The 16967-nt window shown below is 63.7% G+C and carries 15 protein-coding genes; 7 read left to right on the top strand and 8 right to left on the bottom strand.

The window, feature by feature from the left end; all coding sequences use genetic code 11:
• Nucleotides 1-290 precede the first annotated feature (290 nt).
• Nucleotides 291-1337 (top strand): DNA polymerase III subunit delta, encoded by a 1047-nt coding sequence (holA, locus tag NKI24_RS34530; RefSeq protein ID WP_352750655.1) that lies wholly within the window; start codon nucleotides 291-293, stop codon nucleotides 1335-1337.
• Nucleotides 1338-1565: 228 nt separating this feature from the next.
• Here the strand turns inward: holA and NKI24_RS34535 are convergent, their stop codons facing one another.
• The 5 genes from NKI24_RS34535 to mnmE all read right to left on the bottom strand — a co-directional run bounded on the left by NKI24_RS34535 (nucleotide 1566) and on the right by mnmE (nucleotide 7381).
• Nucleotides 1566-2447 (bottom strand): ParB/RepB/Spo0J family partition protein, encoded by an 882-nt coding sequence (locus NKI24_RS34535; RefSeq protein ID WP_352750656.1) that lies wholly within the window; start codon nucleotides 2445-2447, stop codon nucleotides 1566-1568.
• Nucleotides 2448-2487: 40 nt separating this feature from the next.
• Nucleotides 2488-3288, bottom strand: a complete 801-nt coding sequence (locus tag NKI24_RS34540; RefSeq protein ID WP_084642633.1) for a ParA family protein — start codon at nucleotides 3286-3288, stop codon at nucleotides 2488-2490.
• Between the two features lie 33 nt (nucleotides 3289-3321).
• Complete coding sequence (gene rsmG / locus NKI24_RS34545) at nucleotides 3322-3963, bottom strand: 16S rRNA (guanine(527)-N(7))-methyltransferase RsmG (protein ID WP_352750657.1); 642 nt, start codon at nucleotides 3961-3963, stop codon at nucleotides 3322-3324.
• Nucleotides 3960-5849 (bottom strand): tRNA uridine-5-carboxymethylaminomethyl(34) synthesis enzyme MnmG, encoded by a 1890-nt coding sequence (gene mnmG / locus NKI24_RS34550; protein ID WP_352750659.1) that lies wholly within the window; start codon nucleotides 5847-5849, stop codon nucleotides 3960-3962. The genes rsmG and mnmG overlap by 4 nt, the downstream gene beginning before the upstream one ends.
• A gap of 203 nt (nucleotides 5850-6052) precedes the next feature.
• Nucleotides 6053-7381, bottom strand: coding sequence for a tRNA uridine-5-carboxymethylaminomethyl(34) synthesis GTPase MnmE (gene mnmE / locus NKI24_RS34555; protein ID WP_352750661.1), 1329 nt, complete (start codon nucleotides 7379-7381; stop codon nucleotides 6053-6055).
• A gap of 59 nt (nucleotides 7382-7440) precedes the next feature.
• Between mnmE and NKI24_RS34560 the strand changes: the two genes are divergently transcribed.
• Nucleotides 7441-9459, top strand: a complete 2019-nt coding sequence (locus tag NKI24_RS34560) for a thioredoxin domain-containing protein (RefSeq protein ID WP_352750663.1) — start codon at nucleotides 7441-7443, stop codon at nucleotides 9457-9459.
• 50 nt (nucleotides 9460-9509) lie between these two features.
• Here the strand turns inward: NKI24_RS34560 and rho are convergent, their stop codons facing one another.
• From rho to hemE, 3 genes are all read right to left on the bottom strand, one after another.
• A complete protein-coding gene (rho, locus tag NKI24_RS34565; RefSeq protein WP_023675925.1) occupies nucleotides 9510-10775 on the bottom strand; it encodes a transcription termination factor Rho in 1266 nt (421 codons plus the stop codon).
• Between the two features lie 166 nt (nucleotides 10776-10941).
• The gene (gene hemJ, locus NKI24_RS34570) at nucleotides 10942-11487 is read right to left on the bottom strand and encodes a protoporphyrinogen oxidase HemJ (protein WP_502900795.1); all 546 of its coding nucleotides are present in this window, start codon (nucleotides 11485-11487) and stop codon (nucleotides 10942-10944) included.
• Nucleotides 11488-11489: 2 nt separating this feature from the next.
• Complete coding sequence (gene hemE / locus NKI24_RS34575; protein ID WP_352749539.1) at nucleotides 11490-12518, bottom strand: uroporphyrinogen decarboxylase; 1029 nt, start codon at nucleotides 12516-12518, stop codon at nucleotides 11490-11492.
• Nucleotides 12519-12919: 401 nt separating this feature from the next.
• Here hemE and NKI24_RS34580 point away from each other — a divergent pair, with 401 nt between their 5' ends.
• The 5 genes from NKI24_RS34580 to dnaQ all read left to right on the top strand — a co-directional run bounded on the left by NKI24_RS34580 (nucleotide 12920) and on the right by dnaQ (nucleotide 16774).
• Nucleotides 12920-13738, top strand: a complete 819-nt coding sequence (locus tag NKI24_RS34580) for a pyruvate, water dikinase regulatory protein (RefSeq protein ID WP_352453668.1) — start codon at nucleotides 12920-12922, stop codon at nucleotides 13736-13738.
• A gap of 197 nt (nucleotides 13739-13935) precedes the next feature.
• Nucleotides 13936-14535: a Maf-like protein gene (locus NKI24_RS34585; protein ID WP_352458815.1), complete on the top strand. Its 600-nt coding sequence runs from the start codon at nucleotides 13936-13938 to the stop codon at nucleotides 14533-14535.
• Nucleotides 14528-15370 (top strand): shikimate dehydrogenase, encoded by an 843-nt coding sequence (locus NKI24_RS34590; protein ID WP_352750665.1) that lies wholly within the window; start codon nucleotides 14528-14530, stop codon nucleotides 15368-15370. The genes NKI24_RS34585 and NKI24_RS34590 overlap by 8 nt, the downstream gene beginning before the upstream one ends.
• Complete coding sequence (gene coaE / locus NKI24_RS34595) at nucleotides 15367-15969, top strand: dephospho-CoA kinase (protein ID WP_352453665.1); 603 nt, start codon at nucleotides 15367-15369, stop codon at nucleotides 15967-15969. The genes NKI24_RS34590 and coaE overlap by 4 nt, the downstream gene beginning before the upstream one ends.
• 85 nt (nucleotides 15970-16054) lie before the next feature.
• Nucleotides 16055-16774 (top strand): DNA polymerase III subunit epsilon, encoded by a 720-nt coding sequence (dnaQ, locus tag NKI24_RS34600; protein WP_352458814.1) that lies wholly within the window; start codon nucleotides 16055-16057, stop codon nucleotides 16772-16774.
• Nucleotides 16775-16967: the final 193 nt, after the last annotated feature.

Consider the following 16967-nt stretch of genomic DNA (forward strand, 5'->3'; position numbering starts at 1 on the left):
CCGGCGGCCCCGCCCGCCCCGCTCCACCCCACCCCGGCGGGCCCCCCCCCCCCCCGGGCGTGGGGGGGGGGGGGCCCCCCCCCCCCCCCCCTGGTGGGGGCGCCGCCGCGCTCTACGAAAGCCCCCTCTCCGACCGCTTCGCGGCCACCTCTCCCCCGCTTTGCGGGGGAGAGGAACCCCCGTCTTGAGAGGCTGGTCTTCCTTCGCGCCCCCTCTACCCCTCCGGCGTCTCGATACAATACCGCCATCCCTCCGTTCACCCCGCGCCCGCGTCATGCTAATCAGCGCCCATGGCACAAAAGAAAGCATACGAGGTCGATGCATGGCTCGCGAAGCCGGATCCGCGCGTCTCGATCGTGCTGCTTTACGGTCCCGATCGCGGGCTGGTTGCCGAGCGGGCAAAGGCCTTTGCCGGCAAGACCGGCCTGCCGCTTGACGATCCGTTCTCGGTCGTCAGGCTGGACGGTTCGGAGGTCGATCGCGACGAGGGCCGCCTGCTCGACGAGGCCCGCACCGTGCCGATGTTTTCGGAGCGGCGCCTGCTATGGGTGCGCAATGCCGGCGCCCAGAAGGCGCTTGCCGACGACGTCAAGGCGCTGACGTCGGAGCCCGCGCGGGACGCCATCATCCTCATCGAGGCCGGCGACCTGAAGAAGGGCGTCGGCCTGCGCGCCGTGGTGGAGGCGGCGGACAATGCCATGGCATTGCCTTGCTATGCCGATGAGGCCAGGGATATCGATACGGTCATCGACGACGAACTGCGCAAGGCCGGCATGTCGATGACACTGGAGGCGCGGCAGGCGCTGCGCCGCAATCTCGGCGGCGACCGGCTGGCCTCGCGCGGCGAGATCGAAAAGCTTGTGCTTTATGCGCATGGCCAGCCCGAAATCGGCCTCGACGACGTCAAGGCGACGTCTGGCGATGTCTCGGGCCTCTCCTTCGACGCGGCGGTCGACGCCCTGCTCGAAGGCAGGATCGCCGACTTCGACACCGCCTTCACCCGCCATTGCCAGTCCGGCGGCCAGCCCTTTCTGGTGCTGTCATCGGCGATGCGGCAGCTGCAGGCGATCCAGGCGATGCGCGGCCAGATGGACGCCGGCGGCCGCAATGCCGCTTCGGTCGTTGCCGCGGCGCGCCCGCCGGTTTTTTTCTCCCGGCGCAAGCTGGTGGAGAAAGCCCTCGAACGGTGGAGCAGCGAAGCGCTCGGCCGCGCACTCAACCGCCTGCAGACGGCGATCCTGCAGACACGCCGGCGGCCGGATCTGTCGATCGCGCTGGCACGCCAGGCCCTGCTCGGCATTGCCGTGGAGAGCGCAAGGCTGGCGCAGCGCACCTAATCTCCCCCCTTGAGGGGGAGATGTCGCCAAAGGCGACAGAGGGGGTCACAGCGCGTAGAACACCAGCCCCTTCCGCGAAGACAGAGGACGTGGGCGCTTGAAATTTGACGACCCCTTCTGGCCTGCCGGCCATCTCCCCCTCAAGGGGGGAGATTAACTACTTCGACGATTTCGCCAATCACCGCGCGGCAGCAAAACGTTATTTGCCGGCTAATTTTAGCAACCTACCTACTCCCGCTTCAGCCTTCGACAAAGCTCGTCGAGCTGCTCCAGCGTCCGGTAGGCGACGCTGATCACGCCGCCGCGCTGGTTGTGCTCGATCGTGACGATCATGCCGATCGTGCTGGTCATCAGCCGCTCCAGCGCCAGCGTGTCGGCATCCTTTTGCGGCGGTGCGGCGGGCTGGCGTTTTGCCGACGGCGCGCCGACCGGCAGCTGCGCCAAGGCCTCGGCCTGGCGCACCGAAAGCCCCTCGTCGATGATCCGCTTGGCAAGCCCGGCCGGGTCCTCGGCCGTCACCAGGGTGCGGGCGTGGCCGGCCGAGAGCGCGCCGTCGACCAGCATGTCGCGAATGACGTCGGGCAGCTTGAGCAGCCTCAGCGTATTGGCGACATGGCTGCGGCTCTTGCCGATCACCTGGCCGAGATCGGCTTGGGTATAGCCGTGGTCGTCGATCAGCTGCTGGTAGCCCAGCGCCTCCTCGACCGGGTTGAGGTCGGTGCGCTGGACGTTTTCGATGATCGCCAGTTCGAGCGCCGTGCGATCGTTGACGTCGCGTACGATGATCGGGATTTCGGTCAGCCCGGCGCGTTGCGCCGCGCGCCAACGACGCTCGCCTGCGATGATCTCGTAGCGGCCCGTTTGGGTTTTCGACGGCCGCGCCACCACCGGCTGCACCACGCCATGTTCGCGGATCGACTGGGCGAGGTCGGTCAGGTCGGCGTCGCCAAAATGCCGGCGCGGGTTTTTGGGATTGGGGCTGAGGAACTCGATCGGCACCTTGCCGTCGGCCGCCAGGCCCGGCTTTTCCGGTGCCGCCGGGCGATCGATTTCGCCGATCAGGGCCGCCAGTCCCCGTCCCAGTCTTTTCCTCGAAGGGTCTTCGTTCATCGTCCGTCCAGATCGTTTCGGTGTCGAATCGGCTTATTGTTTAGGCAGCACGCAATTTGCGCTCGCGGCGGATGACTTCCGAAGCAAGCTGCAGATAGGCCTGGCTGCCCGAGCATTTGAGGTCGTAGAGAATCGCCGGCTTGCCGTAGGACGGCGCCTCGGAAACGCGGACATTGCGCGGGATGACGGTTTCATAGACCTTGTCGCCCATATGCGCCCGCACATCCTGCACCACCTGGTTGGCGAGATTGTTGCGCCCGTCGAACATGGTCAGCACGATGCCCTGGATCGTCAGGTCGGGGTTGATCGAGCGGCGCACCTGCTCGACCGTCTCCAAAAGCTGGCTCAGGCCCTCCAGCGCGAAAAACTCGCACTGCAGCGGCACCAGCACCGAATCGGCCGCAGCCATCGAATTCAGCGTCAGCAGGTTGAGCGAGGGCGGGCAGTCGATCAGCACATAGCCGAAATTGGCCGAGCGCTCGGCCGAAGCCCGTAGAGCGTTGCGCAGCCGCAGCACCCGATCCGGCGCCGAGGCGATTTCCATCTCGATGCCGAGCAGGTCGAGCGTCGACGGTACGATCGACAGGCCAGGCACCGCCGTCGGGATCGCCGCCGCTTCGAGATCTAGCTCGCCGGTCAGCACATCATAGGACGAGACGGTGCGGTCGCGCCGGTCGATGCCAAGCCCGGTGCTGGCGTTGCCCTGCGGGTCGAGATCGACGATCAGCACCTGTTCGCCTATGGCCGCCAGCGCGGTGGCCAGATTGATGGCGGTCGTCGTCTTGCCGACGCCGCCCTTCTGGTTGGCGACGGTGATGATTCGGGGGCCGTTCTTCATCATGGGTCTATGCCAGAAATTCATTTGGGTCGCCGGTCACAAGCCAGGGTGCTGTCGCAAGTCGGATACTTCGAGAATGACGCCCTGCGCGTCGGTTGCACTGGCATGTTCTACCAGATCGAAAGACCATCGTTGAGCGCTTTCTGCCACTTCGGCGCGGTAATCCCGGCCTTTGTGAAACAGGCCGCGCGACCCCTTGGTCAGCCACGGTGCCGCCAGGTCGAGCAAGGCCGGAAGCGAGGCGAGTGCCCTGGCTGTGACGATTTGGGGTGCAGGAACAAGAGGATAGCTGTCGTCGATGCGGCGCGCGATAACCTTGGCGGGCAGGCTGAACTGTCCGATGACCGCTTGCAGGAACGATGCTTTTTTCCGGTTGCTTTCAACCAGGTCGATACCGGCGCCGTCCCGCTCGGCAAGCAAAAAGGCCAGCACAAGGCCGGGAAACCCACCGCCGGAGCCGAGATCGACCCAGCGCTTCGTCTCTGGTTTGATTCGCGCCAGCTGCGCGCTGTCGAGGATGTGGCGGCGCCAGACATCATCCTGCGTCGATTGCGCGGCCAGATTGATCCGGCGGTTCCATTTCTGGAAGACGGCCTCGAACTCGACCAGGCGATCGAATGTTTCACGTGAAACCGGGCCCGCTGCCGCCTGCAGGTTTGCCCAGGACGCAGCGCTCACGCGACCTGCTTTCGCGCAGCCGCCTCGGCATTGCGGACATGGGCGACAATAATCGCCAGCGCCGCCGGCGTCATGCCTTCCATGCGTTGCGCATCGGCAATCGAGCGCGGCTGGCGTGCCAGCATCTTCTGCTTCAACTCGTTCGACAGGCCGGGAACAGAAGCAAAGTCGAGCGACTCGGGAATAAGCCTGCTCTCCTCATGCCTGATCTGCGAAACATCGGCCTGCTGGCGGTCGAGATAGACAGAATATTTGGCTTCCGTTTCAAGACGTTCGGCCGTTTTACTGTCGATCGCCGCGAAAGCCGGCTCGATCCGCGCCAGCCAGGCGATGTCGACGCCGGGATAGGCCAGCAACTCATAGGCCGAGCGGCGGACGCCGTCCCGGTTGATTTCGAGCCCATGGCGCGCTGCCCCATTGGGGGTCATGGTGGTGCCGAGGGCGAGCTGTCGCGCCTTCTCAAGGTCTTGCACGACATTGTTGAACCGCTGCATCCGCTCCGGCGAGGCAATCCCCAGCCTTATCGCCAGTGGCGTCAGCCGCTCATCGGCGTTGTCGGCTCGCAGCGATAGCCGGAACTCGGCCCGCGAGGTGAACATGCGGTACGGTTCGGCGATGCCGCGGCTGGTCAAATCGTCGACCATCACGCCGATATAGGCTTCGGTGCGGCTGAGCACGATTTCCTCGCTCGCCGACGCCTTGCGCGCTGCATTCAAGCCGGCAAGCAGCCCTTGCGCGCCGGCCTCCTCGTAGCCGGTGGTGCCGTTGATCTGGCCGGCGAGGAAAAGGCCGGCGATCCGCCTGGTTTCCAGCGTCGGCTTGAGCTCGCGTGGATCGACATGGTCATACTCGATGGCATAGCCCGGCTGCAGCATGGTTGCCCGCTCCAGCCCCGGAATGGTCTTCAGGATGTCGAGTTGCACGTCCTCGGGCAGCGAGGTCGAAATGCCGTTCGGGTACACCGTGTCGTCGTCCAACCCTTCCGGCTCCAGAAAGATCTGGTGGCCTTCGCGGTCACCGAACTTGACGATCTTGTCTTCGATCGACGGGCAATAACGCGGCCCGACGCCTTCGATCGAGCCCGAATACATGGCCGAGCGGCCGAGATTGGCGCGAATCAGCTCGTGCGTTGCATTGGTCGTTCGGGTAATGCCGCAATGGATCTGCGGATTTTCGATGCGATCGGTCAGCAGCGAGAACGGCACGGGGTCCTCGTCCGCCGCCTGGCTCTCCAGTGACGCCCAATCGATCGTCCTGCCGTCCAGCCGCGGCGGCGTGCCGGTCTTCAGCCGCCCGAGCCTGAAGCCGGCGCGGCTCATCGTCGCCGACAGGCCGACGCTCGCCTGCTCGTTCATGCGGCCGGCGACGATCTTCTTTTCGCCGATGTGGATCAGCCCGCGCAGAAAAGTGCCGGTCGTCAGCACCACGGCGCCGCAGGCGAGCCGGCTTCCATCCGCCAGCAGCACCGCCGCGATGCGTCCGTCGTCGATTTCCCCGTTGTTGATTTCGAAATCCAGCACCTCGCCTTCGATGACATCGAGGCCAGCCTGCTGGCGGATTGCCGCCTGCATGGCGAAGCGATAGAGTTTTCGGTCGGCCTGCGTTCGCGGACCACGCACCGCTGGCCCCTTGCGGCGGTTGAGCAGGCGGAACTGGATGCCGGCGGCATCGGCGACGCGGCCCATCAGCCCGTCCATGGCGTCGATCTCGCGAACCAGATGGCCCTTGCCGAGGCCGCCGATCGCCGGATTGCAAGACATCACGCCGATCGTGTCGAAGCGCAGCGTCACCAGCGCCGTCCTGGCGCCGGCACGCGCGGCAGCGCTGGCCGCCTCGCACCCAGCATGGCCGCCACCCACCACCACCACATCGTAGCGATTGGTCATTTGTATATTCCGATTCAAATCTGCCGACACATGTGCCCGTGAGCCTGCACTGTCAAGGACACCAACTAGTCGTTTCACGTGAAACAATTCCGTCTGCGTTCATCGCTACGTGTTTCACGTGAATCATCACCGGCTTCCCGCCACTACGCGAGCAAGGCTAGCGACACGCCCGCATCTCGGCACTTGGCAATGTTTCACGTGAGTCATTTGCCGATACAGAACTGCGAGAAGATAACGTCCAGCATATCCTCTACATCGACCGACCCGACGATTCGTCCGAGCCGGTCCGCCGCCAGGCGCAGCTCCTCGGCCCGCAGCTCCTGCCCGCGATCACCACTGGCCACTGCTGCGAGCAGGAAGCCTTTCGTCTCATTGAGCAGCTCGACGTGCCGCAGCCGCGACGGCAGGATATCGCCGGCCTCGCCGATCTGGACTGCGGCGCGACGCCCGATCTCGTCCAGCAACACGGCCAGACCCGTGCCGTCCCGTGTCGAGATAGCGAAATCATAGTGCACCGCAGCCGAGGGTGACTTGCCCCCCAGCAGGTCAATTTTTGTTCCGACCCTCAGCATCGGCATGTCGCCCGGCAGCACACCGATCGCGATTGGCTCCGCCAGATCCTCCAGCAGCAACAGCAGATCAGCGCTGTGCGCCTTGGTCCTGGCCTTCTCGATGCCGATCGCCTCTATCTTGCCGGGCGCCTCGCGCAGACCGGCGGTGTCGGTTACCCTAACCCGCATCCCCTCAAGGTCCAGTACCACCTCGAGCAGGTCGCGGGTCGTGCCCGGCTCGTCGGTGACGATGGCCGCTTCGCGCCGCGCCAAGGCGTTGAACAGGCTGGACTTGCCAGCATTCGGCGCGCCGAGGATTACCACTTCGAACCCGTCGCGGATGATTTCGGCGGCACGAAAGCCGGCGACGTGGCGCTCTATTTCCCCGATCATCGCCCGGACATCGGACCAGACTGTATCGGCGACCGAGCCCGGCACGTCATCCTCGTCGGCAAAGTCGATCTCGGCCTCGATCATCGCGCGGGCGTGGATCAGCCGTCGGCGCCAGCCCAGATAGAGTTCGCTCTGCACGCCTTGGGCGTTGTGAACGGCAAAGCGCCGCTGCGCCTCGGTCTCGGCGTTGATGAGATCGGCCAGCGCCTCGGTTTCGACCAGATCGAGCTTGCCGTTGAGAAAGGCGCGGCGGGCGAATTCGCCAGGCTCGGCGTGCCTGACGCCGTCGAAGGAGGCGATCGTTTCCAGCATCCTCGCCACAACGGCGCGCCCGCCATGCACATGGAACTCTGCAACGTCCTCGCCGGTAAAACTGTCGGGGCCGGCAAAGAAGACGACCAGGCCGCTGTCCAGCACCGATCCGTCGGGCGCCCGGAACTTGCGATAGGTGGCAACGCGGTTTGGCACCTTCGATCCCGCAATCGTTTCGAAAACGAATCGACTCTGCGGCCCCGAAATCCGGATCACCGCAATGCCGGCCGGCAGGCGCCCGCTCGACAGCGCCACGATGGAGTCTTTTGAAATCATTTGCCCGCTCTGCCGAAGCGCCCTAGCTATGCTTGTTCAATCCGCCATCGAGTAACGCCGTGACATTGCCTGCAAAAAACCTGCTTGCCGAAGAGGCCAGCCCCTATCTGCAGCAGCACAGCGGCAATCCAGTGCACTGGCGGCCATGGTCGCCCGCCGCTCTGGCCGAAGCAAAGGTGCTGCAGCGTCCGATCCTGCTCTCTGTCGGCTACGCCGCGTGCCATTGGTGCCACGTCATGGCGCATGAGAGCTTCGAGAACGACGACGTCGCCGCCGTCATGAACCGTCTCTTCGTCAATATCAAGGTCGACCGCGAGGAGCGCCCCGACATCGACCAGATCTACATGGCGGCGTTATCCTCGATGGGCGAGCAGGGCGGCTGGCCGCTGACCATGTTCCTGACGCCGAAGGGCAAGCCGTTCTGGGGCGGCACTTACTTTCCGCGCGAAGCCCGCTACGGCCGGCCGGGTTTCGTCCAGGTGCTGGAGGCGGTTGACAAGGCTTGGCGGGAGAAGAAAGAAAGCGTTAACCAGAATGCCGACGGCCTGACCACGCATGTCGAGACGCGGCTGGCTGGCAGCCATGCCAAGGCCGTGCTCGACCGCGGCATGCTGGCGAACCTCGCCAATGGCATTGACGGCATGATCGACCGCGATTTGGGCGGTCTGCGCGGCGCGCCGAAATTCCCCAACGCGCCGTTCATGCAGAGCCTCTGGCTGTCCTGGCTGCGCGACGGCACCGCATCGCACCGCGACGCCGTTCTCCTCAGCCTCGAAAAGATGCTGGCCGGCGGCATCTATGACCATATTGGCGGCGGACTCAGCCGCTACTCGACCGACGCCGAATGGCTGGTCCCGCATTTCGAAAAAATGCTCTACGACAATGCCCAGCTCATGCGCTTGTGCAATTGGGCCTATGCGTCGACTGGCAAGGAATTGTTCCGGCTGCGAATCGAAGAGACGATTGCTTGGCTGTTGCGCGAAATGCGAGTCGAGGGCGATGCCTTTGCCGCCAGCCTTGATGCCGATAGCGAGGGCGAGGAGGGGTTGTTCTACACCTGGAGCAGGGATGAGCTCGAAGCAGCCCTTGGCGACGATTCAGCATTGTTTTTCAAATACTTCACGCTTGCCGGTCCGCATGGTTGGGAAGGCAAGCCGATCATTTGCCAGACTGATGCTCAACAGGCGCAGAGCGTCGTCGATCGTGACCTTCTGTTTCCGCTCAAGCACAGGCTGCTGGCAGCGAGGGAACAGCGCGTGCGGCCCGGGCGTGACGGCAAGGCCCTGACCGACTGGAACGGCTTGATGATCGCAGCCCTTGCCGAGGCCGGACGGTCGCTTGGCCGATCCGACTGGATCGAAGCGGCGGCAACGGCCTTTGCCGCGATGGCGGCTGCCGGACGTGACGGCCGCCTGCCGCATTCGATGCTCGGCGCAAAGAAGCTGTTTCCGGCTCTGTCGAGCGACTATGCCGCCATGGCCAACGCCGCCATCTCACTGTTCGAGGCGACCGGCAATCCCGGCTACATCGATCGCGCCGGGAACTTCATTGAGCAACTCGATCTTTGGCACCGGGACAGCGACAAGACCGGCTACTATCTGACCGCGTCCGACAGCGCGGATGTGCCCATCCGCATCCGCGGCGATGTCGACGAAGCCATTCCTTCCGCTACCGGCCAGATCATCGAGGCTCTGGTCCGATTGTCGTCGCTTTCGGGCGATCTCGATCTCTGGGAAAAAGCCTGGACAGTCGCAGAGCACGCGGGCGGGCGGGCGGAGCACCAGGGCTATGGCCAGGCGGGTATAGTCAATGCCTGTGCCTTGGCGCTTGAACCGCTGAAGCTGGTGATCGTGGATAGACCGGAGATTCCAAGGCTTGTTCCGGTTGCGAATCGAAATCCAGACCCGCGCCGGGTGGACATCGTCGTGCCTGTTGGCTCGGCGACAAATCTGCCAGCCTTGCCAGGCGGCGTCCTGCCGCCAACGGCCGAGCCCGGCGCCTGGCTCTGCACGGGGCAGGTCTGCCTGCCGGTGATAACCGACGCTGAGGAACTCGAGCGGCAGTTAAGCCATCGATAGGTCGAGGTGCACAGAACCGGAACGCCGGCGGGACAGCGCCTTTGCCACCTTTACGTATTCATCGAATCGAAGAAATCCGCGTTGGTCTTGGTCTGCTTGAGCTTGTCGATAAGGAACTCGATGGCGTCGGTCGTTCCCATCGGCGCCAGGATGCGGCGCAGCACGAAGATCTTCTGCAGGTCCTGGCGCGGAACCAGCAGGTCTTCCTTGCGGGTGCCGGATTTGAGGATGTCCATGGCCGGATAGATGCGCTTGTCCGCCACCTTGCGGTCGAGCACGATTTCCGAATTGCCGGTGCCCTTGAACTCTTCGAAGATGACCTCGTCCATGCGGCTGCCGGTATCGATCAGCGCCGTGGCGATGATGGTCAGCGAGCCGCCTTCCTCGATGTTGCGGGCAGCACCGAAGAAGCGCTTCGGCCGCTGCAGCGCGTTGGCGTCGACACCACCGGTCAGCACCTTGCCGGATGACGGCACGACGGTGTTGTAGGCGCGGCCGAGGCGGGTGATCGAATCCAGCAGGATGACGACGTCACGGCCGTGCTCGACCAGGCGCTTGGCCTTCTCGATAACCATTTCGGCAACCTGGACGTGGCGCACCGCCGGCTCGTCAAACGTCGACGACACCACCTCGCCCTTCACCGAGCGCTGCATGTCGGTGACTTCCTCCGGCCGCTCGTCGATCAGAAGCACGATCAAATAGCATTCCGGATGGTTGGTGGTGATCGAATGGGCGATGTTCTGCAGCAGCACCGTCTTGCCGGTGCGCGGCTGCGCCACGATCAACGCGCGCTGGCCCTTGCCGAGCGGCGCCACCAGGTCGATGACGCGCGCCGAAATATCCTTGGAGGTCGGAACCTCCATCTCCATCTTCAGCCGCGACGTCGGATAAAGCGGCGTCAGATTGTCGAAGTGGATCTTGTGGCGGATTTTTTCCGGGTCGTCGAAATTGATCGTGTTGACCTTGAGCAGCGCGAAATAGCGCTCGCCCTCTTTCGGGCTGCGGATCGGCCCTTCAACCGTATCGCCGGTCTTCAGCGAGAACCGCCGGATCTGCGACGGTGAAATATAGATGTCGTCGGGACCTGGCAAATAGTTGGCATTGGCAGAGCGCAGGAAGCCAAAGCCGTCCTGCAGCACTTCGACGACGCCGTCGCCGATGATCTCGATATCCTGGGTCGCCAGCCTCTTCAGGATCGCGAACATCAGCTCCTGCTTGCGCATGACGCTGGCGTTCTCGACTTCGAGCGATTCCGCATAAGCGATCAGCTCTGGCGGTTTCTTGTTCTTGAACTCTGTGAGTTTCATTTCTTGCATCATTAGACGGACTCTGAGTAAGCTTTGGGAAAAATATCGGCGGGATGCGACAAATGCCGGGCGCGGCCGAAGCGATAAATGGGCGGCGCATGACGGGAAGGAAGACCCGTCTTTTATCGTCGGTCGGTTGAAAGAGCAAGCCGCCTTTTGCGGGCAACCGAAGACGTCAGAACGGTTTCACGATAACCAGGACGACGATGACGATCATCAGCAATGTAGGGATCTCATTGACGATCCGCCAGTGCCTTGCCGATTTTTCATTGCGGTCTTCGGCAAATTTCCGGACGGCGGCGGCGAGATAGCCATGCACGGCCGACAGGCCAACCACCGCAGCGATCTTGGCATGCAGCCAGCCGCCTTGAAAACCAAAGCCTTTCCAGGCGAGCCACAGGCCGAATGCCCAGGTGATCACCATTGCCGGATTGATGATGCCGCGCAGCAGGCGGCGCTCCATCACCTTGAAAGTCTCCGACTGGACGGAGCCTTTTTCGGCATCGGCATGATAGACCAGCAAGCGCGGCAAATAGAGCATGCCAGCCATCCAGGAGATGACGGCAATCACATGGATCGCCTTCGCCCAGGGATAGAAATCATCGGGCCCGAACAGCAACAGCAGCCCGGCCAGCACCAGGAAAATGGCGATCGCGATTGCCGCGCGGCGCATCGCGCCCTTACCGGTGTTGGTGCCGTTCGCATTGTCCGCGCCCATCATCGTCACGATGCGCTCCGCACCAGCTTGACCATCCGCTCGACATGAGCGAGCGGCGTCTCCGGCGTGATGCCGTGGCCGAGATTGAAGATCAGCGGCCCGTCGCCCAGCGCCTTCAAGATCGCCCCCACGCCGTCGTCAAGCGCCTTGCCGCCGGCTACAAGCCGCAGCGGATCGAGATTGCCCTGCACGGCGCCGTCACGCTGCAATTCCTTCGCGGTCGACAATGGCACGGTCCAGTCGAGGCCCAGCCCGGTCACGCCGGTCTTCTGGCGATAGCTTCGATAGTGATCTCCCGCGCCCTTGGGAAAGCCGATGATCGGAACATTGGGATGGGCAGCCTTCACTTGCCGGACGATCGAGGCCACCGGCTCGACGCAGAACAACTCGAAAGACGCTTGGTCGAGCACGCCTGACCACGAATCGAATATCTGCACCACGTCGGCGCCAGCCTCGATCTGGCGGATCAGATAGGCAGCCGAATGGTCGGCGAGCACTTTCAAGAGCCGGAGAAAGGCCGTCGGCTCGCGATAGGCGAACAGCCTGGCCGGCGCCTGGTCGGGCGTACCGTGGCCGGCAATCATGTAGGTCGCCACCGTCCAGGGCGCACCGCAAAAGCCGATCAGCGTCGTTTCATCAGGCAGTCTGGCGCGCAACCGCCGCACCGTCTCGTAGACCGGCTCGAGATTCACGTGAAACGTTTCGCCGTCGAGAGCCGCAATTTCCGCAGCCGTGATCGGCGTCAGCAGCGGGCCGCGTCCTTCCTCGAAGCGCACGTCGCGGCCGAGCGCATGCGGCACGACAAGAATATCGGAAAACAGGATCGATGCATCGAAGCCGAAGCGTTCGATCGGCTGCAGCGTCACTTCGACGGCGAGATCCGGGTCGTAGCAAAGATCGAGGAAGGATCCGGCCCGTCTCCTCGTCTCCCGGTATTCCGGCAGATAGCGGCCGGCCTGGCGCATCATCCAGAGCGGCGGCGGAAACGCCGCTTTGCCTCTCAACACGTCCAGCACGATCCGGTCTTGAGGCATTGAGCGCTCGCCTTTCCAGGCTTCCCTATAATTAAATATTCTATTTTTAGGAATCTTATGATTCTAAGAGTCTGTTGGTTGTGGTGGTTGTCTCCTGTCCCGCTTTGCCCTCGAAAAGACCAGCCAGCATATTGTCGCGCGCTTCTCCAGCGGGATTGCAGGACTTTGTGGAAAACCGGGAATTTACGACTGGAGTCAATGCGTTGCCGCCAGGCCAGGGAAATTGCCCCTGTGGATGAAGCGAAGGCAAAAAGCTCCGTCCCCGGACTTGTCCCCAACCGCCCGGAGAAGCCGACAGCACATCGAATTGTGGACAAACCGCCATCTGATACAGTCGCTTTGCGGTGGCCGAGTTTTCCGCCCGGCTTATCCACATCGGCCCACAGCCTGGAATGTATCCTGTGAACAAACCGCAGAGCTTCTTTCACCTTCATCTGATTTCAGACGCCACCGGCGAAACGCTGCTGGCCGCCGGCCGCGCGGCTTCCGCGCAATACAAGGATGCGCGCGCCATCGAACATATCTACCCGCTCATCCGCACCGAAAAGCAGGTGACGAAGGTGTTCGAGGACATCGAGGAGGAGCCGGGCATCATCCTCTACACGGTGGTCGACCAGAAGCTTGCCCGCGGTATCGACGAACGCTGCGCGGCCATGGGCCTGCCTTGCGTCTCGGTGCTGGAGCCGGTGCTGACGGTGTTCCAGTCCTATCTCGGCACGCCTGCCGGCCGACGCGTGGGCGCCCAGCATGTGCTGGACGCCGAATATTTCCGCCGCATCGACGCGCTCAACTTCACCATGGAGCATGACGATGGTCAGCTGCCGGCCAATATGGATGATGCCGACATCGTGCTCGTCGGCATCTCCCGCACCTCGAAGACGCCGACCAGCATCTATCTCGCCAATCGCGGCATCAAGACCGCCAACATTCCGATTGTGCTCGGCGTACCGGTGCCCGAAACCCTGGTCAATGCCAGGAGACCGCTGATCGTCGGCCTGGTCGCCACCGCCGAACGCATATCGCAAGTCCGGCAGAACCGCATTCTCGGCACCAGCGCCTATGAGCCGACCGATTATGTCGACCGCGCCGCGATCGCGGAAGAGCTCACCTATGCCCGCCAGATATGCACGCGGCATGGCTGGCCGATGATCGACGTCAGCCGCCGTTCGATCGAGGAGACGGCGGCGGCCATCGTTGCCCTGCGCGGCAAGACGCGCTAGGGTTTTGGGCGCTTGTGCTGTGGGTGGTCCTTACCTTCTCCCCTTGTGGGAGAAGGTGGCCGAGCGAAGCTCGCTCGGATGAGGGGTGTTCCAGCTTGGCATCACCTGCACTCCGTCCAGCACCCCTCAACCGTCTTGGCGCTGCGCGCCAATCCACCTTCTCCCACAAGGGGAGAAGGAAAGATCAGGCGAAAAAAATGGCTGAAAAAATCATCCTTGCCTCGGGCAGCCCGTTCCGCAAGGCGCTGCTCGTCAATGCCGGCGTCACTGTCGAAGCGGTTCCGGCTTCTGTCGATGAGCGCGCGCTCGAGGCGCCGCTGCAGAATAGTGGCGTGTCGCCGGAGGACGTCGCCCTGGTGCTTGCCGAAGCCAAGGCCACCGACGTCAGCGAGCGCAAGCCCGGCGCCCTGGTGCTCGGCTGCGATCAGACGCTGTCGCTCGGCGACGAGCTGTTCCATAAGCCGGCCGACATGGAAGGAGCGCGCCGTCATCTGCTGGCGCTGTCGGGCAAGACGCATCATCTCAACAGCGCCGTCGTGCTCGGCCGTGACGGCCAGGTTCTGTGGCGGCATGTCGGCATCGCCAGCCTGACCATGCGCAAGCTCGATCCGGCCTTCATCGGCCGCCATCTTGCGCGCGTCGGCGCCAAGGCGTTGTCCAGCGTCGGCGCTTACCAGATCGAAGGCGAAGGCATCCAGCTGTTCGAAAAAATCGAAGGCGACTATTTTACTATTGTCGGCCTGCCACTTTTGCCGGTGCTGGCCAAGCTGCGTGAGTTCGGGGCGATCGATGGCTGAGGCCACGAAAAAGGCGTTTGTCACGGGCCACCCGATCGCGCATTCCAGGTCTCCGAAGATCCACGGCTACTGGCTGGCGAAATACGGTATCAGCGGCGTCTACGAGGCCATCGACGTTGCACCGGAGGCGTTTGCCGAATTCCTGCAGACGCTGCAGGCACAAGGCTATCGCGGCGGCAACGTCACCATCCCGCACAAGGAAGCCGCCTTCGCTTTGGCCAAGCGGCGTGACGCCGACGCCGAACAGATCGGTGCGGTCAACACGCTGTGGTTCGAGAATGGCGAATTGTGGGGCGGCAACACCGATGCCCATGGCTTTGCCGCCAATCTGGACGAATATGCACCGAGCTGGGCGGCCAACGGCCGCGCCGTGGTGCTCGGCGCCGGTGGCGCCGCTCGCGCGGTTATTCATGCGCTGAAGCAGCGCGGCGTCAGCGACATCCGCATCGTCAATCGGACGCTTGCGAGGGCGCAGGAGCTGCGCGACCGCTTTGGTGCCGGCGTCTCCACCCATGGCTTGGCGGCGACCGGCGAATTGCTCGAAGATGCCGGCTTGCTGGTCAACACGTCAGCGCTCGGCATGCATGGCAATGAAGGCCTGTCCGCCGATCCCCGCAGACTGCCGGACGGCGCGATCGTCACCGACATCGTCTACGTGCCGCTGGAGACGCCGCTGCTTGCCGCGGCCAAAGCGCGCGGCCTGAGAACCGTCGATGGGCTCGGCATGCTGCTGCACCAGGCGGTGCCCGGCTTCGAGCGCTGGTTCGGCACCAGGCCGCAGGTCACCGCCGAACTGCGGCAAATGATCATCGCCGATATCGGCGCGATAAAATGATCGTGCTCGGCCTCACCGGATCGATCGGCATGGGCAAGTCGACCACCGCAAAGATGTTTGCCGAGGCCGGCGTGCCGGTCCATGATTCCGACGAGGCGGTGCATCGCCTCTATGCCGGCCAGGCCGCCCCCATGGTCGAGGCGGCCTTTCCCGGGACCACCCGATCCGGTGCGGTCGATCGCACAAAGCTGGCCGAACGGGTGCTCGGCGACGCCGCCGCCCTGAAACGTCTGGAAGCGATCATCCATCCGTTGGTCCGTGCCGATGCCGATGCCTTCCTGGCTGAACATCGTGCCGCCGGCGCGCCGCTTGCGGTGCTCGATATACCGCTGCTGTTCGAGACCGGCGGCCGTGATCGCGTCGACAAGGTCGTGGTCGTCACCGCGCCGCCTGAAGTCCAGCGCGCCCGCGTGCTGGCGCGCCCGGGCATGAGCGAGGAGAAACTGGCGTCGATCCTGGCCAGGCAGGTTGCCGACGCCGAAAAGCGCCGGCGCGCCGACTTCGTCATCGACACCGGCCAGGGCTTTGATGCGGCGCGCGCGGCTGTCAATGCGATCGTCGCCGAACTAGTCGGGGATAAGGCAGCCAGGCCTGGTTAAGAGGCTTGCAGCCCGCTTTACCTGTTGCCATTTTGTTCCAGGTGTGATTCGGCTAGAATGATGCCGGAACCAGTGGACTGATTCGATGCGTGAGATCATCTTCGATACGGAAACCACCGGCCTCGACACGCGCGAGGACCGCGTCATCGAGCTTGGCGGCGTCGAGCTGGTCAACCGCTTCCCGACCGGCCGAACCTTCCACAAATACATCAACCCGCAAGGCCGCCAGATCCATCACGAGGCGCAGGCCGTGCACGGCATCAGCGCCGCCGATCTTCAGGGCAAGCCGACTTTCATGGAGATTGCCGAGGAGTTTCTGGCCTTCATCGACGGCGCCAAGCTGGTCGCGCACAATGCCGGCTTCGACATCGGCTTCCTCAATCTCGAATTCGGCCGGCTTGGCCATCCGGCCATCGATCCGGGACGGATCGTCGACACGCTGGCGCTGGCGCGCCGCAAGCATCCGATGGGCCCCAATTCGCTCGATGCGCTCTGCCGCCGCTACGGCATCGACAACGGCCGCCGCACCAAGCACGGCGCGCTGCTCGATTCGGAATTGCTGGCCGAGGTCTATATCGAGCTCATCGGCGGCAAGCAGGCAAGCCTCATCCTCGACAGCATCCTGACTCCGGCGGGCGGCAGGCAGAATGTCGACGACATCGATATTTCGATCGGTGTGCGGCCGATCGCCTTGCCCTCGCGCCTGACCGATGCCGAGCGCACCGCGCACGCGGGCATGGTTGGCACATTGGGCGAAAAGGCGCTCTGGCTGCGCGTCCCCCCGGAAGCGAGTTCCGCCGCATAGTGATTTTGACAGGTTGCGGTCATCGGCAGCGAACGTCGATAGTTCCGTTCAGTGGCAAATCGCAAACCTTGGAGATTGGCTGAAATATCCCTCCAATTCGTCATCCCAGGGCGGAGCAAGGAGCAAAGCGACGCGGCGCAGACCCTGGGATCCATGCCGTTACCACGCGGCAGTGCGCCTGCGGACCAGAACC

This window comes from Mesorhizobium sp. M0701, assembly GCF_040320365.1.
GTDB lineage: Bacteria > Pseudomonadota > Alphaproteobacteria > Rhizobiales > Rhizobiaceae > Mesorhizobium.